The following is an 18677-nucleotide window of genomic DNA, read 5'->3' on the forward strand; positions in this document are numbered from 1 at the left end:
TAATGGGCGTTCAAATTACGGAAGGCTGGATAGTTTCCGAATCCACCATTCACTCAGACACAGCAGCACCAGCACCACGAAACACGGCCAAGTGGCCCAGAGCGGGCGGATGTCGGTCGTTCGTTCGGTGAGCGCAGGGGCTTCGGTGTCGGTCAGGAAATTCGGAAGCGTATCCAGTTCGTAGGACTGGCCGTTCGTGGCAGTTGCCAAACCGGTTTGCACCGAGACGTTTCGTGTCGGATTGCGACGTTCCACAGACAGACTCGCCACCTGGAAGTTTACCGGATCAGCCCATTCCGAGGTCACCGGATCACGAACTTTGAGCGTATATTCCCCCGGCTGAAACACCGGGATGCGAGCTTCAAACACCCCAGGCCGAAGTTCGGAGACACGACCTTGTTGGACGTTGTCCAAATCAATGCCCTGATTCGGCGGCAGCAGTTCGTAGTCGAGACTGCGTTGCAGCGTCATAAATTCGACATCGTCTTCACTGAGAGGTTGAAAGTCTTCATCGTAGGCTTCGATCGAGAGCAACACTTTATCGTCGGCTTGGTATTCCTTGCGATCGGTCCGCACGACGAAGCGTTTCTGTTGGCCAAGTGCATGACTAAGCCCAAGTCGCTTAATCAGCGGCCCCCAGAAGTTCCGGTAGTATTTTTCACCGTAGAGTCGTCGGAGTCGCCACAATTCATCGAAGGCAATGTAAACGACTTCGCCGCGTCCGTATTGTCGGACGGCAATCAACGGTTGCTTCGTTTGGCCGTTGAGACACATGTCGGTGGGATGTTCCGCCAGAACCGTGGTTGCGGATGGTTCTACGGCTTGCACCGGCTGATACCAGTTGAGCCGTCCCATGTTCTCCCATGCCTTCTGAGTTTCCTCCGGAGTTTCGCCGAGCTGCATGAAATCGAATTGCGACGCCGAGGCAATCGGTGTCCGCTGGATGCGGAACGGACGGTCGGTTCGCGGACGGGCATCCGGATCGACGAACACCGGCAGCATGTCGGCCAGCGGCGTTTTCGCCAGTTGACCAGGACCGAAACGCGAACCGGCAATCACCACCAAGCCGCCACCGAACTCGCTAACGAATTCTTTCGTCATTTCACAGAATCGCGTAGACAACGCATCCGCCGGCATATCGCCGAGGAAGATCACGTCGTGACTAAAAAACTCGTTCCGCGGCAGCGTGAGACTCGGTAAAAACAGTTCGTTACTTTCACGGACGATCGGATCGGAACTCCGCAAGAACGTGCGAAACCCTCGCATCCCGACCAATTCATCCCGGTGAAACACTTCTTTCACGAACCGCCATTCCCAAGTCGGTTCATAGGCGACATACAACAGCCGCATGAAGTCGTCGATGACGGTAATTTCCCGCGTGGTGGCGTTGTTCTGACTGACGATTTCCTCGCCCAACGGTTCGATGGCCGTGAGCCCTTGTGGATCGGTGCGATCCCCGATTTGCCCGACTTCCGCGGTCAGCACATAACGACCGGTCTCGCTGGGTGTGAAGGGGAAGTCGACGGAAAGTTTGTTGGAAGCAAATTGCACATCCTTTTCACCAATGATGATCGGTGCAGCCAACGTACCGGAATCCCCACCAATCGCATGAGCCGACAACCGCACATGCACCGTTTCACCGGGCAACTCTTGTTGACGAATCGAGACGGAAATCGTCGACTGCTCGGCTTTCTTCAGTTTCACAGGGCTTTCGATGTGATCAATTGCCAGATCAATCGCGGACTTCGCTCCCAACCCCACCGTGTAGACCGGCGTCTTGAGTTTCTTCGCCGCCGGTTCAGGAAGCGGTCCGGCGTTGCGGTTGAAGTCTGAGAACACCAGCAAGCCGGCGACTTGTCCGCTGGCATGTCGAAGCGCCAAATCTTCAAAACCCGCGCCGAGTGCCGTCACCTCGCCCGTCGCCGTCAACTGTTCAGCCACGAGGTTCGCATCGAATTGATTGTCGGAATCCGTCAATTCAATCGCTCGCACACCGTCGGCACGATCCAGCACATACCCTCGCAGCCGATAGCGTTCCGCGAGACTCTCGAAAAAATTTCCTTCCGTTTTTTGCACGAGAGCCTGAAGGTAATCCATCCGGGTCGGCGTCTCAGGGAGTGCATCACCATTCGCTTCTTGTCGTTTGCGATAACCGCCCCAGTCCGTCGCGGTGGCAAGTTTCTCCTGTTGGTCAATGGGGAGTTTATCTTCGATCGCCATACTCTCCGTGCCATCGAAGAGGACCCAGAGAATTGGTTTCGGGTGATCGACCAAACGAATTTCTAGGATCGGATCGGCAAGGACGAACAACAACAGACACATCAACACCGCTCGAGACACGCCGAGACACACCCGGCGTCGGCGTCGCCCCTGTTTCTGAAACTTCAGATAGAACAAGACCGACAGCACCGTTAACGCCAGACATCCGAAGATTAGCCACGCCGGACCGTTGTGCGCCCAATCGGCTCCGAAACTGACCCGCCAGGATTCAATCCGCGAGACGTTGTCGTAACCGAGCGCCCGCCCGATCCAAGTGGTCCAAATGTCTGTTGTCGATTCCGAGCCGTTCATTCCCAAAGTTCTGTTAGAAACCGAGTGCGAGGGGGTGACCAATTCATCAATGTCAGGTGGCGTTCGCTTGATCTCCAAGAGCCGCGTCTGTGGACTGGTGCAAATGAGGCCAAGCCAAAATCAACATTTCCGCAAGCAGCCCCACGATGACGAGGCCAATCAACACACGCCAATAATTGCGTCCTTGAATTTCAGCCCCTTCGATGGTGATTTTCTCACCAGGGCCGACCCAATGCCAAGGTGTGCCGTCATTGGAGCCGAGCCGTTCCGCGAGGCTGGTCTCATCGAGATATGCCATTTCCGATTCGCTGACCGGAGCATTGACAACCAAAGGAATCGTCTGCTTGCGAGATGTCTCATCCAATTCGCTGCCGTCACCTTCGGTTCGTACCAGTTGATAGACGCCACTTCGATCGGCGTTGGTGATGCCGACACCGAATTGGTCTCCGCCGAGTGCCTCGACCGTGAGCGATTCGGTGTCGCCATCCGGCCGGTGGAGCGTGTAGCGAAATCGGCGATCTGGCGTAATCGGCAATACGATGCGTTCGCCGGATTCGAAATTTCGATCGGGGAGTGTCTCTTCGATCAACCGACGCAAAATTCGGTCGAACATCCCGATGTTACTGTTCTTTCCTGAAAGCGTGTTCCAACTCGAATACACGCCCGACGAGAAGAACAACACCCGCCCTGCTCCCACGTTTCGCTCGACCAAGAACGGCAGTGGTCCGGAAGTGGAATCCGGCGAGGCCACGTCGAAGGCCGCCAGAACTCGGGGTTGCATTTGCCGAGCCACGGAGTCGATGGCCTCCGTCGAGCTTGGCAATTCGGCCGCTCGTTCCGCTGCCCACAGCAACCACCGGGGAACGGCCGTTGATTTCGCAGTCTCTTCCGGTTTGTCGGAATCCAATTCTTCCACGGTCGTCGCAGCGTCGGTTAACCGTTTTCGATCCGCAACCAGTAATCGTTCCAAAACCTCGTCCGACGTCTCCGCGATCACGGCTTTGAAAAAGAGAGTCTGTCGATACCAGTCGTTCAGAAACTCGTCGTCTTCGTTTTCCAATACGAAGTACGGATGCTGCATCGTGCTGTAATCTAGATGGAACAGCTTCAAGGAATCCAAATTGGCTTGCAGCTCCAATTGTTCGGGTGTTTCGCCGAAGGTGTCGCTGTCGAGTGGAACGGGCAGAATGCCGGCCCCATCGTGCCAAGCCATTTGAGTCCAAATCGCTGGATCGAATTCCCCGCCCGCGGTGATCACGAGCGACCCGCCCTGCTCGACGAACTCTCGCAGGATTTCCACGGTCGGTCCCGGTGATTCGATTCCCGAGACGACAACCAACCGAGCATCGGCGAGAGCTTCAACGTCGACTTCGTCAATCGTGAGATGTCGCACATCGATGAGTTGACGTTGGTATTCATCGCGACTCAGCTTCGGTGCCAAATAACGACGAAGCGGATAAGTCTCCCCGACTTCACCACTGGCGACATTTTCTTTTTCGCCAATTGCATCGACAAACACTACCGGCAAACCGGCGACCACGGGAACAATCAACGACCGGTTGTTATCTCGTTTGAGTCGATCACCATCGACGGTCGGTGTTTCAACAAGTAGTTCCGCCGTCACAAATTGCGGTCGCCCCGGTTCGGCAGGGATGTCGATTTGATATTTGAATTCAACTTGGCGTCGCTGACCCGGTTCAAGATCAACCGACTGACTTGCCACCGACATGCCATCAAGCGACAGCGTGACTTGCAAGTCTTCGAGTGGACTCGCTCCAGAGTGCTCGAGTTCGGCGAGAAAGGTGGACGGTGTTTCAATGTCCGCCACGCCACTCGCTAAGCGAAATTCCGAGATCCAGACGTTTTGCGGTTCCTCGGGCGCCACTTGCACAATCTGAAGTTCCGGGAGCCGATTCAGATCTTCATCCGCCTTATCCGTCGGCCAGCCGGAGGTTTGTTGATCGCCAAAGAGGACCACCCGTTTCGCTGCTAATTCCGGCAGACGGTCACACGCTTCCGCCGCCAACGCGAGCGCGTTCGACACCGAGGCGGACTGGTCAACAACATCGATTCGACCGACTGCATCCCGTGCGTCGTCTTTGTTTCGATAGGCGTCCAAACTGAACGACTTCCCGGTGCCGCTCGTGGGAAGCACACTGATCCGGCTGCCCGATGGCAGTTGATCGATAAACTCGGCGGCTTGGGCTTGGGCACGATCAAGAAGATCGCCTTCCAACGTTTCGTAGGCCATGCTGAGACTGTTGTCGATCACGATCACGGCGTGCACTGGTTGACGGCTATTTGTCGCCGAATCCGCTACCATTCGCGATCGAGAATTCTGAAAAACTCCCCAACCGGCGAGACCGGTAAGCAACAATGCAATCCCGGCGGTAACCACTTTCACAGGTTTCGTCGATGCCACCACTGCGCCAATGCCGGCAACAATGGCTCCCAAGGCAACCACCCACGGCCAAACAGTTGCGAAGAGCGAATCGCTTCCACTGTTGCGAAAAAACGGCTGTGCCAACGCCAATCCAATGCACAACACGATCAGACAGCGGAGCAAGAGCAGCAACAAGTCGCGTAGTTGCAGCACACGACGATTGCGTTGCATCGCCTGTCGTAGGAAGTCCATCGCTGCCCAAGAGACCGTCCGAAACCGCCGCCGATTGAGCAGGTGGATCAAGATCGGTCCTGCGGCAGCAATTGCTCCAGCGATCGCAAAGGGTTGGGCGAGAAAGTCGATCATCGCGACAAGACAATTCGATTGGTGAAAAGAAAAGTATCCGTTGACGAGGCCGGCGAAAGAATTCAATCGAGCCCAAGTTTCTGCGTCAGCCCTTCGATTTTGCCTTCCTGAAGAATGGGAAGATACCGATTCGGAATCGCCAGAATGAAACACGCGACCGCAGTCCCGTAGAGCCGTCCTGGTTTGCCACCGACGTGGCCAGTCGCGTCCCAGGAACCGTGTTCATCAACGTCGCCCGGTTTCAGTCGTTGGCAACCGATGAGATGGTCACGCAGCTTCGGATAGTTTCGTCGCCAGTAAGGCTCGTTGATGTCTTCACGGTCGCCGACCTGATACAACGCCTGACCGACGTAATACAGCGTGTACGCATCGAACGGCAACCGACCGTTATGACTATTCTCAACTTTCAGTCGCTCGATTTCACGAGAAATGAGCGTCATATTTTTGGGAATCCGCCAATCGTCGTATTGCCCGTATTCCTGCAAACAAACGACACCCGCGGCCGCCATTGCGGTTGTGCCTCGGTTTCCGTCGTAGGTGAATTGCCCTGGGCCTTCCTTGACTTTCGGGTTATCGAGGCCACGAGTTCCGTTCTTTGCTTTGTAATGTTCGCGGACACTTTGAATCGCCAGCGGGACAATACCGGGAGGCACCGCTAACCCACTGTCAGCCGCACTGCGAATCGCTTTGGCCTGCATCACGGCGAGGCTCAAGTCGTGCCCCCGATCTTGCCGACGGGCTTCATAGTCCCAACCGCCGTCACGGCATTGTGTGTTGTAGATGAGCTTCAAAGCCGCATCGAGTGTGCGGCCGATCCGGGCGTCATCGGTCATCCCATAGGCTTGACCAAGCACAAATGTCGTCAGGCCATGGTTGTACATATCGCGATGCGGAATCGAGATATTCAGAAGCCCAGACGGTTTTGCATTTTCAAGGATGAAATCGAGAGAGCGATCTACGTTGTCCCCGTACGGACCGTGTCCCGGCATGTGTCCGGCGGCGAGAAACGCTAGCGTGCCCATCCCGACCAAACCGAGATCGTTGGAACCCCAATTGCCTTTCGGGCCCTGATTGCGAGCCAACCACTCTAAACCACGCTCCAACGCGGCTTCGGCTTCCGGGTTCGTTTCCCATGGCCCGACTGCCCAAACCGGACGTGCGACGAGCAGCACAAGCAATCCACCGATGAACGCTATTCGAAATCTGCCCACGAAATTTCAACTCCCTCAGATTCAAAGAATCAATGTTGTAGGGAGTTGTCGAAAGGGCCAGCGACGTTACGAAGCTTTTGCAAAATTCCGAGATTGCCAGAGACGTGTCGGAACTGCAAGTTCAAGCGGCCCCTGCATCTTCCGGCAATGGCGGCGGAGGCGGTTGTGGGTCTTGAGAGACCAAGATAAACAACAATTGCACCGGACGCTCCGACTGTGCGGAGGCCTTCAACTCGTTCGCTTTGGCAAGAGACCGAGGCGAAGATTTCACTCGCATCCGGCCAGGCGGTCGAGGGGCTTCCTCACCACCAAACCCAGTATCAGCAGCAGCAGCAGGTTTGCCCGGCGCCTGACGCAACGCCGACGCGCCCATAGCACCACCGATACCAACACTGCCCGCACCGCGTTTGTCACTCGGTACCAAAACCTCGTTCCGGACGATCAAACGCCGCTGACGAGCACGCGAGGCCAATTCCACTTTTCGCTCGGTCTGGTCGTCGACGGACTCTACCTCAGTGGCGGGAATTCGATCGGGTTTGGCGGACGACTCCTCAATCTCCGGTTCACTCAACGCACGGCGGGCCGCCGACTTCCGCATGGGTCCGGCAAACGGTTGAGTTCTCGGCTTGTCGGCCGATTGAGCTGCGAACGGTTTCCCTTCCCTGACAAACTGATCGTTGTCGGAAGCCATCGCCAGTTGGGTGGGCGAGATTGACGGACGCTGTTTAATCTCTGCAACCGCGGCCGCAGATCGTAATTCGGCAAGAGCGGCCTGCAGTCGATCACTTGGAGCTTCCACGTGAACGGCCAACAACGCGTTTGGCGTCTTGGGGGAATTCGACTGGGTCTGCGGGGAATCCGTTTTCGCAGTCGCCAGCTTTTCTGCGGGTCGGTCCAACGGAATTCGATGACGAGCCAACAACAACTGCAAATCTTCCAAACCTTGCCGCCGATCGACGACCGTCAATTCCACGACGATCACTTGATCATTTTGCCGCTGCAAAGCTCGGACGACCTCTCCGACCTGAGCGGTCTTCAAATCATCCTTAAATGCGAGATTCGCATCAGCTGGCAAACTCAACGTCTCCGCTGCCGAGGCAGCCGCGGGACTGCCCTCGACCGCCATTTTCTTCAACTCCCTTGGCTGCTCCGGAGCCGCACCGGCCATGTCCGACATTGTAGCGGACGGAGCCACCTTCGACCTCGCTAACATGGGAGCCATTTCCCTCTCGGCATCTGATTCCACGCCCGCAGGCGCCCGTAACGCTTGTGGTGGAGGGAACGATTCCTGCATCACCACGCTGTCGGTAAGTTCTGCCTCTTCCGAGACCCCGTGTTCGGCTTCTCCGGTCCGGGAAATCGGCATCAATTCGTCCGGCAATGTGCGAGTCGCGGCAGATTCGCGATCGCTGTTCATCGCCATATCCATCATTTCGCCGCCGGAATTCCACCAACTCATCGTGATACCGACAAGCACCACCGATGCCAACAAACCACCCATGCCAGCCCAGACAGCCAACCGTGAGCGTTTCGACTTTGGCTGCGGGTCGGACTGGGGCGCCGCCGGGCGAACATCGTCCAGAAGCATATGCTGTTCGCAAGCATGCAGAACTTCCGCTGGGAAAGTTTCCGCCAACGAATCCGATGGTAACGAAATTAGCAGTTCCCGGACCTGACGAAGTTCCGCCAGTTCTTGCCGAGCCGCTGGTGATTCTGCCAACAGCGACTCCACAACCGCACGCTCCTCGGGCGACAATTCGTCGTCGAGATAAGCGGAAAGTTGTTCGTGAGCCGACTGTTCGTTCATCTGTGGCCTCAATGACCGTTTCTGGAGAACTCGATTTTATCCTGAACCATTAGAGGTCTATTCGGTTCCAATCGTTCCCTGTATTTGCGTGAAAATCAAAAATCCCAATTGTGATCGATCCCACAGCCGATTCAAAGCCTAAGTTACGGAGGAATTGTCAAGTCAACAACATTTCATGACTAGTGCCCAAATCCCCACCACAGTGGAGAATCCATGTGGGAACGACCATTCAAACGACTTTGCGGTTGACGCTTGTGTTTTCCTGGAAATGATAGAACCATCATCCGATACGGCATCGGTTCATTGAATACATCAAGATCGTTTTAACCATGGCCTCAGACGACTATTACCAGACACTCGGCGTTTCCAAATCGGCTTCCGAAGATGAAATACGTAAAGCCTACCGGAAATTAGCCAAGCAGTACCACCCCGATCGCAATCCCGACGACGCCTCCGCTGCGGAAAAATTCAAGGAAATCGGCGAAGCCTATTCGGTTTTGAGCGATCCGGAGAAGCGTTCCCAATACGACCGGTTCGGCAAAGCGTTCCAACACGCTGGCGGAGCGGCAGGCGGTCCCGGCGGTTGGCCGGGTGGCGGAGCGGGCCCGATCGACTTGGGTGATTTGTTTGGCGGAGAGCTTGATCTCGGCGACATTTTCGGCGGTGGCGGTGGACGACGCCGACAAACCCGCCAACCGCGACCGTCTGCCGGTCAGAACATCGAAATGGAAGCCGAAATCCCCTTTCACATGGCGGCCGAGGGCGGCAACTACGGCGTGCCCATTCGTCGTCCAGATGGATCGACGGAACGCATTAGCGTCAAAATTCCCGCCGGTGTGCAAGACGGGGCGAAAATTCGACTTTCCGGTCAAGGCCATCCCGGTCAGCACGGCGGACCGGCAGGCGATGTCCTACTGAAACTCAAGATTTCTCCGCATCCGTACTTTCGACGCGAGGGCAACAATCTGCTCATCGATGTTCCGTTGACGCCCGCCGAAGCCGTTCTCGGGGCCAAAGTGGAAGTTCCCACGCTCGCCGGTGATCGCGTCACATTGACGATCCCCCCCGGCACATCAAGCGGTGGTAAACTTCGCATGGGGGGGCTCGGCGTAGCCGATCGAAAAACCGGAACACGCGGAGATCAACTCGTCGTCGTAAAAATCGTTGTGCCGAAACAAGTGGATGACGAAACCCGCACGCTCTACGAGCAACTCCGCGATCACGACACCCACCAACCACGTGAGGGACTGTGGTGATCTCAGTCATCACCAGAGACGAACGTGTGCCACGGCTCTGTGAGCCGTGCGATAGTCCTTGCGCTGAAACGAGATTCACTCGGTGGCTGTTTCCGTTGGTCATGCTGTTCGCAGTGATGTTCAATCAGCATTTACACGCCGCGGACGTCAACAAGCCCTCGCCATCTCAGGCATCGTCTTCCGAAAGTTCCGAGAAAGACACCGACGACACCCGCGACCGCAAAGAGCAATCCGCGATCGTCGCGGGTTTTCTCCTGTTGTTGCTGGTGATCGTCAGCGTCTCTGCCGTCGCTCTCCTCGCGATTTGGGGACGAAGAACACGCCGTCTCGCCCGCCAACCGCTCCCGAAAACCAGCGAACTCGATCCGATGTGGTATCTGCGGAAACCGAACCGCTCAAGTGCCGAATCCGAAGACTCGACACCGCAGGAATGATCGCTGCCGAGACGGTTCGCGGGATTCGCAATCAACTCAAACCGCAGTCGCCCGATACACAACCTGATCGGGCGACATCTTCGCGGTCACCAATTCCCGCAGTCGTTTGGGGTCGTCTTCCCCGTCAAGCGATACGTCCGAAAACCAATGAATTGTATTCGGCTTTTTACAGAGAAGCACGCCATCGTCGAAAATCACGGCTTTAGAAAATGCGTGCCAGGGAATTTCGGCTTTCTCGTAGACCGATTCGATGAAAAACCCTTCGTCCGACAGGTGAACAGTGACATCATAATCAAGGTTCGGCATGTTCCGAATCCTGTTGGTTGAGAAGTGTTGCCCGACCATCGGGAGAACGAAAACCACAAGGACCAGAACGAAAGAGACAACCAGTCCGAACTTTGGCATGTGATAGAACAATAATCCCAACAGGCCACTGACGATAAAAAGTATCCAGCTCCATGTGCCATCGCTGGGCCAACCTTCCGGTTGCTCACTCTGATACCGCTTCAAACTTTCCAAGTAAAGTTCGCCCGTGACTTGGAATGTTGCGGTCACGGTACCGGGAGATTTTGCATTCGGAACACCAATCTTTTCCGAGGATTCCGGGAATTGCGGTTCGCTGGGGTTCACGAGATTTGACAGGGAGTGAGGAACGGTTGTTGACCAAAATCGGAACCAATCGGCCCAAGTATCGCTGGCTTTGACATAACGTCAATTCCCGATATCGAGATTTCCATAAACTTTGCCCTGGCCTAAGAGCTTCGTTTCGTTCGGACATAAGCCGTATCGGCCAATACTTGCAATCGGAATTTCCCTGTGTTAGCTTCCCGACGGACCTCATCCTCTTTTGACGAAACGAATCATGTACCGAGTAACGCTTATTCCCGGTGACGGGGTTGGCCCGGAAATCGCTGAAGCAACCCGGAAGTGTATCGACGCCACCGGCGTGAAGATCGACTGGGACCACCAAGAATGTGGCATCGAGGTAATCGAAGCCGAAGGTGGCGTGCCCCCACGCGTTCTGGAGTCGATCCGCAGTACCGATGCCGCACTGAAAGCCCCGATCACCACGCCGATCGGCAAAGGCTTCCGCAGCGTCAACGTGTATCTCCGACAGGAACTCGGCCTCTACGCGTGCGTTCGTCCCTGCAAAACCTACAAGGGTGTGCGGACGTTCTTTGAAGAAGTCAAAGTCGACTTGGTCCTCATCCGTGAGAACACCGAAGACTTGTACGCGGGCGTTGAGTTCAAAGCTGGCGAAGACAAAACCGCCACGCTGATCGACCAAATCAACGCCGCTGCGACCGGTAAGAAGATCAACACCCCCGCCGCAGAAACCGGCGTCAGCATCAAACCAATCTCCGTGCCCGGCACGCGAGACATCTGCAAATACGGTTTCGATTACGCCATCAAGCAGAAGCGGTCTTCCGTGACCAGCGTCTGTAAGGCGAACATCATGAAGTTCACCGATGGCCTGTTCTACGACGAATGTCGAGCCGTCGCTTTGGCTTACGGTGCCAAATTTGAATGGGACGAACTCGCTGAAGGTGTGGAAGCTGATCCCACGCTCAAAGGTAAAGTCGAAGACGCCAGCGGCGTAACTTACATGGAACGACTCATCGACAACATGTGCATGCAGTTGGTCCAAAAGCCCGAGCAGTACGACGTGATCGTCACGCAGAACCTCTACGGCGACATCTTGAGCGACCTGTGTGCCGGCCTCGTCGGTGGATTGGGTGTGGCCCCCGGTGCGAACATCGGCCCAGACGCCGCCATCTTCGAAGCGACTCACGGGAGTGCTCCGAAGTACAAAGGTCAAAACAAGGTCAACCCGACCGCGTTGATCCTCTCCGGCAAAATGATGCTCGACCACCTCGGCGAACACGAAGCCGCCGCGAAGTTGGACAACGCCGTCGCGGAAGTCATTGCTGAAGGGAAAGATGTCACCTACGACATGAAACCCGATCGCAACGACCCCACCGCTGTCGGCACTCAAGAAATGGCCGAAGCGATCTGCAAAAAAATGTAAATCAACGCAACTCGGCATATGGCACGGCTCTGTGAGCCGTGCCATTCAACTTTCAGCCCCAGGACAACCCGCCTGGGGCTTTTTTGTGGACGACGGGCATGGATACCGCTTCGTTTCTCGATCTGATCTCCGGCCGAAAACAGGGACTGCTCGCCAGCGGAAGTCGGCTCGGACTACGAATCCTCTCCTACGGTTATTCCGCCGCGGCTCGCATTCGCAATCTGTTGTTCGATGTCGGCTGGAAACGTTCGCATGAGGTTTCGGCGTCGATTATCAGCGTCGGCAATCTCACCACCGGCGGGACCGGGAAAACACCGTTTGTCGCGTATCTGGCGAACTACTTCACCGAACGGAATATCAAAGTCGGTTTACTTAGTCGGGGGTACGGTTCGCTTGACGGCGAAGAGAACGACGAGAAGCGCGTCTTGAACCGTCTCTGCCCTGGTGTCCCGCACCGCCAGAATCCCAATCGTGTCCAAATTGCACGAGAATCGGTTGCCGAGGATCACACTTCGGTTTTGATTCTCGATGACGGTTTCCAGCATCGGCGACTTGCGCGGGATTTCGATATCGTGCTCATCGACGCCACTAACCCATGGGGATACGGACACATCTTGCCGCGAGGCTTGCTCCGTGAACCCCGTACCGGATTGAAGCGGGCGAGTCTCGCGGTGATCACGCGTGTCGATCAGATCTCGCCGGATCAACTCACACAATTACGGACCGAGATCAACCGAATTGCTCCGGATCTCAAGGTCATCGAAGTCAGTTACCCAGCCGATCAATTCATCGGCCTCGACAACGAACTCACACCACTCGTTGCCCATCCGAACGAAAAGGTCGTTGCATTCTGCGGGATCGGTAACCCGGATAGTTTCTACCAAATGCTAACACACGCCGGTTTTGCCCTGGCACCGGAGACGTTCCGCATCTTTCCGGACCATCACGCCTACTCAAAAACCGATTTGAATTCGCTCGCGGAATTCGCACACCAACACCACGCCAGCAGCGTGCTCACGACGCTCAAAGACCTCGTTAAAATCTCGCCCAATGATTGGACCGGCCCGCCGTTGAAAGCCGTCAGCATCCGCACGCAGATTCACGCCGGAGCCGACGAACTTCATCAGCACTTAGACCGGTTCATTCAACCGAAGCCTGCGAGCGATCCCGACGCACATGGATAATTGCCGGCGCCGACGCCTGCCCGCCACCCGATCCGGTATTGAGATGGAACGTTCGCGTGCCTTCCCGTGTGATCGGCGATGCGGTAATAAAGAACACGCGTTCGTTCTTCTCAGGCATGATGAGCAAACCGTTGAGTCCGATGTTGTCCACAAACGCCCCGTGCGGCAGATTGCGACCAGAATCATCTTTGCCGAAACTGATCGGCCCGCCCACACCGTTGCGTTCAATCCGCACACGAGCCGCAATTGTTTCTCCCGGCGAAACCGTGAGTTCGAGTGGTTTCGAGGGATCGAACGACGTATTCGGGTCGGCGGGGAGCAACTGAAGTCGCAAACTCGGTTTGTCGACCCGTTCCAACTGCCCCAGGCTATTGACGGTTTTCGTAATCCGCTCTCCATGGATCTCCGCAGATGCAGTGACTTTGATGGCAGGCGGCGTGTCGGCCGGTGTCTCGGCGTTGTCGGGCATCTCTGCTTTGGCGGTCACAACACCGTAAGCAATCTCCTGACCGGCTTCGATCACCAACGGCGTCGTCACTTCGAAACCCGGCGGTACGCTGGCAATGTCCACTTGAATCGGGCCGCTGAAATCGTCTAGACGTGTTGCTTCGACCCGGAACTCTTTGCCGCTCCCAGCATTGACCTTGGGGTTTGCTCCGACCAATCGCACTCGAAAATCGGGTTGGCGAGGCCGAATGGTGAGCTTGTATTGATAGTTCGCCCCTCCAAACCCACGAACATCTTGAATGCGAACCAAGTAATCTCCATCTGCCGGAGCGGTGAAGGTCAGTTTGGAATCCGCACCGAGTTTGCGTTGGCCGTCATCGTCGTTTTCGAAATAGATTGGAAACACCGGCAACCCATTGGGTACGACTTCCTCAGTGGGAGGAATCGGTCGCACGATGTAACCCGGCTCGCCCAGTGCATGCGACAAAGCGGGCGTATCAAAGTACGTGTATCGTTTCCCCCGGCCAGGGTAGACTTTGAATCCCGAGTCCGGCCCGCGAGGGTACAACCAAAGCCGATTGACCTCGCCATTCGAGAAGAAGTATTCGTCGAGTTCCATTTCCTGCCAATTATGCACGCGGAAGTCGTCGCTGGTGTTGGAGTCCTTGCCACGGAATGTGAAATAAGAATCCCGAACAGCTTGCAATTGCGTTCGCAAGATCGGATCACCAATCGTGGTGAGCACTTCAATTTTTGTATCGAGCGGCGACTTGGAGCGGGCGGCGTTCGTTTCAATCACCCACTGCTCACCCGCCTTTGCCGACCAACGAAATAGGTCAACTTCCCCGGCGTCTTCGATCACACCTTGAATTTCGGCGGGAACCGAAACGGGCGTGGCGGTCCCTGGCTGATTGTTCGGCTCTGCTTCCGTGACCTTCTTTGTCTCACCGGCAGACTCGACCAATCGAGCCTCAATCTTCGCGGCATTCGGCTGTGAATTCGGCTCAATCGTGGGGACGGTGCGTGTCGACAATGTGCCATCCATAAGCCCCAACACAAACTGCCGACCATCTGGTGAGAATGCCAACGTTTGCACGACATCCGCCTGATCTTCCCAGGCTTGCAACTCGGTATAGCCGTCTGTTTCCCATAGTTTGACAACTCGGTCTTCCGAGGCCGTCAGCAATCGTTTGCCATCCGGCGAAAATGCCATCGCGACGACTGCTCCTTCATGAGCAAATCGAGCATGCAGAAGTGGATTGATTCGCTGCTTCGTTCGCGAGACAAATCTCCAAACGCGAATTCGATTGTCAGCCCCCGCAGCAACAACCTGATTGCCGTTCGGGTGAAACGCGATGACGTATTGTTCGGCCTCCGGTTGAGAGAGCGTGTCGAATCGACGCCCACTTGCAACATCCCAAATCTTCCCAGTTTCGTCGCCACTAGCACTCGCAAGCAATTTGCCGTCTGGGTGAAATGCCAAGTCGTAAACCGCCCCGTTGTGGCCTTCGAGCGTTCGCAACGGCTCACCGGTTTTCACGTCCCACAGAATGATCTGCCGATCGTACCCCGCAGTGGCAAGCACCGAGCCATCGGGACTTAGCGTTGCCGCGTACAACGTATCACGATGCCCTCGAAACTCCTGAACAACGGACCAATCTTTGGTATCGAAAAGAAGAACCTGTCCATAAAGTCCCGAGACACCGGTCGCAACGAGCAATTGTTTGCCATCAGCAGTAAATTCCAGATCGTTGACGGCCCCGTGAGGTATTTCGAGTGGTTGCGGTTGCCCGTTACCACTCCTGGGAATGATATTCACTCTTTGAAAAGTTCCCGTCGCAACCGTATGCTCAGACGACCAAGCCACCGCAGTGATCGCCGGACTCGTTTTGGCCGGAGTCAGTTTCGGCACGAGCAATGTTCGACGACTCGGTTCTGCGCCTTCTGGTCCCTTCGCACCTGACTCGACCCACGATTTCAGAGTCTCGATTTCCGCTTCCGTAGGGACATCCAAACCATCTGGCGGCATAACAGGCTTCGCTTTGCCAGTCATCATGGCAATCATGCGACTGGAGTCCACACTTCCCGCGGTCAATGCTGGTCCGTGTTTGCCACCGGCGTTGATCTGGGCAAACGTCTCTAGTGACAATCCGCCTTCCTTGTCTTCCTGGTTGTGACATCCCGTGCAATACTTCCGCAGAATCGGCGCCACATCCTTGGCATAGTCCGGTTCGGGATCCGCCGCTTGAACGATCGAAGCTAGTATGCAGTTCAAAGTCAATAGAATATGTGAAAGTCTCATAGTGTATGCCTGAGTCTAAAACCAGACTTGTAGGCTGGGACTCGTCCCAGCTTTCATTTGCGTGAAGTATGTATCAAATGGCTTGCATCATTAAAAACGTCAATGGACCGAAGAAAACAAAAACGGAAACAGTAAGACCAATGACAAACCCCACCACTGCTCGTTACTGCTTCTCAACTCTTTCATTCCGCTTTGTTGTGACGATTCCAATCAAGGCCCCGATGAATGGAGCCGAAAACATCGACAGTATGACAAGCAAAAACAACGGATCCATATATGATGTCCAACTAGCGAACTTGTAGGCTGGGACAAGTCCCAGCACTTCACGTGTTGAGTTGAAATCAAAAGCTGGGTTACGCTGCGCTAACCCAGCCTACAAGTTAGTGGCTAAACAAGAATTCTTTACTCGTCAAAACAGCCCAAAACAAGTCTTCAATCGCTGTGCGTTTCTCTTGTTCCGGCGCCGCTTCGATCAAAGAGGTCAGCTGTTCTCGTTCACGAACAGTTGGCAGCCGAGACAAAGCCGATAGATAGACTGTCTCGACAATCTCATCAGACGACTTCTTCTCATTGAGCAACTGAGTGACTCGGCTATCGTTGGCTCGCAGTTTCTCGTTGACTGTATCCCCATTCGAAAGATGCAAGACTTGGACCATGCTAGGTTCCTCGCTGCGTTCACACTCACACGTGATATCACGCGGGTTGCGGCCGAATGTTTTTAGGAAATAGGAACGCACAGCCGAATCATAAAGGGCAATCGCACGCGTGCCGGGCTTGTAAAAGTCTGTCTTGCGAACATCGGCACCGGGAAACTCAATCTCTTTAAACTGAGTTGGTACGGACGTTACCTGGGAGATGCCGTCCAACAGAACCTCTGCCATCATTCGCTCCGGATAGTACCGACTGTAGTACCGTTGTTCGTCCTCGTTTTCCGGTAGCGGCTGACTACTGCGTTGATAGGTCGCCGACTGCAAGATAGTTCGCATCAGCGATTTGAGATCAAAGTCATTTTCGACGAGATGGTTCGCGAGTGCGTCAAGCAACTCTTCGTTGCTAGCAGGGTTTGACTTTCGCATGTCATCAACGGACTCAACCAGCCCGACATTCATAAAGTTCGCCCATACTCGATTCGCAATCGAACGTGAGAAGTACGGGTTCTCCGGTGAAGTTAGCCAGTCGGCAAGTTGTTCGCGTCGGTCCCCTGGATCATCGAACGGCAGCGGTTCGCCATCGAGTGGGGTTGGTGGTTGGGGTTTGCCGGTGAGCGGCTGAACTAAGTCGCCACTTGTTGCGACATACAACGTCCGCAAGCCATCGCCATTGCGTGAGTCCCCGCCCCAACCTTTGGTTCGCACTCGGGCAAAGAGATTCGCCATTGCATAGTATTGGTTATTCGTCCACTTCTCCAAAGGATGATTGTGACATTTCGCACACGCAATCGACAGACCAAGAAACGCCTGTGAGACATTCTCTGTCATATCCTCGGGAGTTTGATGCAACGAATAGAAATTCGTCGCCCCGTTCTCATAACTCGATCCTTGAGCCGTCACAATTTCTCGAACGAACTCATCCCAGGGTGTATTCCGTTCGACGTGCGAGTGAATCCACTGATAATATGTTTCTAATGCTTTTGGCCGAAGCTTAGTGCCGCTGAGCAACAAAATGTCAGACCACTTGAGAGTCCAATAGTCATTAAACTCCGGACGGGCCAGGAGATGGTCAATCAAACGATCGCGTTTATCGGGGCTCGTGTCTGCCAGGAAATCACGAGTTTCGTTAGCGGTGGGCAAAGTGCCAATCGTGTCAATATAGGCGCGACGAAGAAATGTTGCGTCATCGGCTAGTGGGGACGGTTTGAGATTGAGTTCTTTCAGTTTTTTCAGAACCAGGTCATCAATAAAATTGTGGCGTTCGGCTGTTGTATAGACTTCCGCAGAGATGTTCTGATCATAGGGAACCGTCATCCGAGCAACTGAGATTTGGCTTGAGAACCAAACCGTCACTGCACCTTCTCCCGAACCGACCACATTGACGACTCCCTCGTCATTGACACGGCAGACGGCTTCGTTGGTCGACGTAAACATGGCCCAGCGGGTCACGTCTTCGACACGGCCATCGGTATAGTGAGCCCGCACGGTCAACGGTTGCTCGTCTTGGGGTTTGAGTGTGATTCGGTTCGGTAGAACTTCGAGTTTCTTCAATCGCGGATCGTCGGCCTTTGGGCTTGGTGCACCGGCAGAGATCCAGTCGGCAAGGATTCGATAATCCGAGGAGTCCGGTTCAAACCGAAGTCCACCTTTGTGCGGGATGGCACCGGTTGGTTTCGCGAGGAGCAAACTCCGTCCTGGGTCACGCGGAGCGATACGGCGTCCGCGAGCTTGGCGAGTAATCACATAGTGATCACGGTCGGGATCGTACCCGCGAAGCGACAACTTGAAACCGCCCTTCCCCGCCAACGCCCCGTGACACGCTCCAGAGTTGCAACCGTATCGCGAGAGAATCGGCAACACGTGATTGCGGAAACTCCAACCGCCCTCAGGGGCGTTGATCGTTGTTTCGTCTGCGTTCAGAGATATCGGATCGAGTACACTGCTGAGTGCGATCAGCATCCCGATACCGAGGGCGAATGTTCGCGGAGTGCCCATTGTGTTCATGATTGAAGCCCGTTACAGTTTTTGAACCACTCG

At 55.2% G+C, this 18677-nt stretch carries 11 protein-coding genes; 4 read left to right on the forward strand and 7 right to left on the reverse strand.

All coding sequences use genetic code 11. The features are described from left to right. Nucleotides 1-15: 15 nt before the first annotated feature. The 4 genes from G6R38_RS16770 to G6R38_RS16785 all read right to left on the reverse strand — a co-directional run bounded on the left by G6R38_RS16770 (nt 16) and on the right by G6R38_RS16785 (nt 8338). On the reverse strand, nt 16-2571 hold the full coding sequence (locus tag G6R38_RS16770) for a hypothetical protein (protein ID WP_166828321.1): 2556 nt from the start codon (nt 2569-2571) through the stop codon (nt 16-18). Nucleotides 2572-2623: 52 nt separating this feature from the next. After that, nucleotides 2624-5320: a BatA domain-containing protein gene (locus G6R38_RS16775; RefSeq protein ID WP_166828324.1), complete on the reverse strand. Its 2697-nt coding sequence runs from the start codon at nt 5318-5320 to the stop codon at nt 2624-2626. Nucleotides 5321-5382: 62 nt separating this feature from the next. Then, the gene (locus G6R38_RS16780) at nt 5383-6531 is read right to left on the reverse strand and encodes a prenyltransferase/squalene oxidase repeat-containing protein (protein WP_166828327.1); all 1149 of its coding nucleotides are present in this window, start codon (nt 6529-6531) and stop codon (nt 5383-5385) included. Nucleotides 6532-6652: 121 nt separating this feature from the next. After that, nucleotides 6653-8338, reverse strand: coding sequence for an anti-sigma factor (locus G6R38_RS16785; protein WP_166828330.1), 1686 nt, complete (start codon nt 8336-8338; stop codon nt 6653-6655). Between the two features lie 329 nt (nt 8339-8667). Here G6R38_RS16785 and G6R38_RS16790 point away from each other — a divergent pair, with 329 nt between their 5' ends. Continuing rightward, nucleotides 8668-9594 carry a DnaJ C-terminal domain-containing protein gene (locus tag G6R38_RS16790; RefSeq protein WP_166828333.1) on the forward strand — a complete coding sequence of 309 codons (927 nt, stop codon included), beginning with the start codon at nt 8668-8670 and terminating at the stop codon, nt 9592-9594. A gap of 101 nt (nt 9595-9695) precedes the next feature. Next, nucleotides 9696-10028: a hypothetical protein gene (locus G6R38_RS16795; RefSeq protein ID WP_166828336.1), complete on the forward strand. Its 333-nt coding sequence runs from the start codon at nt 9696-9698 to the stop codon at nt 10026-10028. 36 nt (nt 10029-10064) lie between these two features. On the opposite strand, the gene G6R38_RS16800 is transcribed toward G6R38_RS16795, so the two are convergent. After that, nucleotides 10065-10658, reverse strand: a complete 594-nt coding sequence (locus G6R38_RS16800) for a YcxB family protein (RefSeq protein ID WP_166828339.1) — start codon at nt 10656-10658, stop codon at nt 10065-10067. 232 nt (nt 10659-10890) lie between these two features. Here G6R38_RS16800 and G6R38_RS16805 point away from each other — a divergent pair, with 232 nt between their 5' ends. Next, nucleotides 10891-12057: an isocitrate/isopropylmalate dehydrogenase family protein gene (locus G6R38_RS16805; protein ID WP_166828342.1), complete on the forward strand. Its 1167-nt coding sequence runs from the start codon at nt 10891-10893 to the stop codon at nt 12055-12057. Nucleotides 12058-12155: 98 nt separating this feature from the next. Continuing rightward, nucleotides 12156-13241 (forward strand): tetraacyldisaccharide 4'-kinase, encoded by a 1086-nt coding sequence (lpxK, locus tag G6R38_RS16810; RefSeq protein WP_166828345.1) that lies wholly within the window; start codon nt 12156-12158, stop codon nt 13239-13241. Here the strand turns inward: lpxK and G6R38_RS16815 are convergent. Both G6R38_RS16815 and G6R38_RS16820 read right to left on the reverse strand, forming a co-directional pair. Next, the gene (locus tag G6R38_RS16815; RefSeq protein WP_166828348.1) at nt 13198-15990 is read right to left on the reverse strand and encodes a c-type cytochrome domain-containing protein; all 2793 of its coding nucleotides are present in this window, start codon (nt 15988-15990) and stop codon (nt 13198-13200) included. The genes lpxK and G6R38_RS16815 overlap by 44 nt on opposite strands. A 380-nt stretch (nt 15991-16370) precedes the next feature. Continuing rightward, nucleotides 16371-18644 (reverse strand): DUF1549 and DUF1553 domain-containing protein, encoded by a 2274-nt coding sequence (locus G6R38_RS16820; RefSeq protein WP_166828351.1) that lies wholly within the window; start codon nt 18642-18644, stop codon nt 16371-16373. Between the last annotated feature and the right edge of the window lie 33 nt (nt 18645-18677).

The sequence above is a fragment of the Thalassoroseus pseudoceratinae genome (assembly GCF_011634775.1).
Classification (GTDB): domain Bacteria; phylum Planctomycetota; class Planctomycetia; order Planctomycetales; family Planctomycetaceae; genus Thalassoroseus; species Thalassoroseus pseudoceratinae.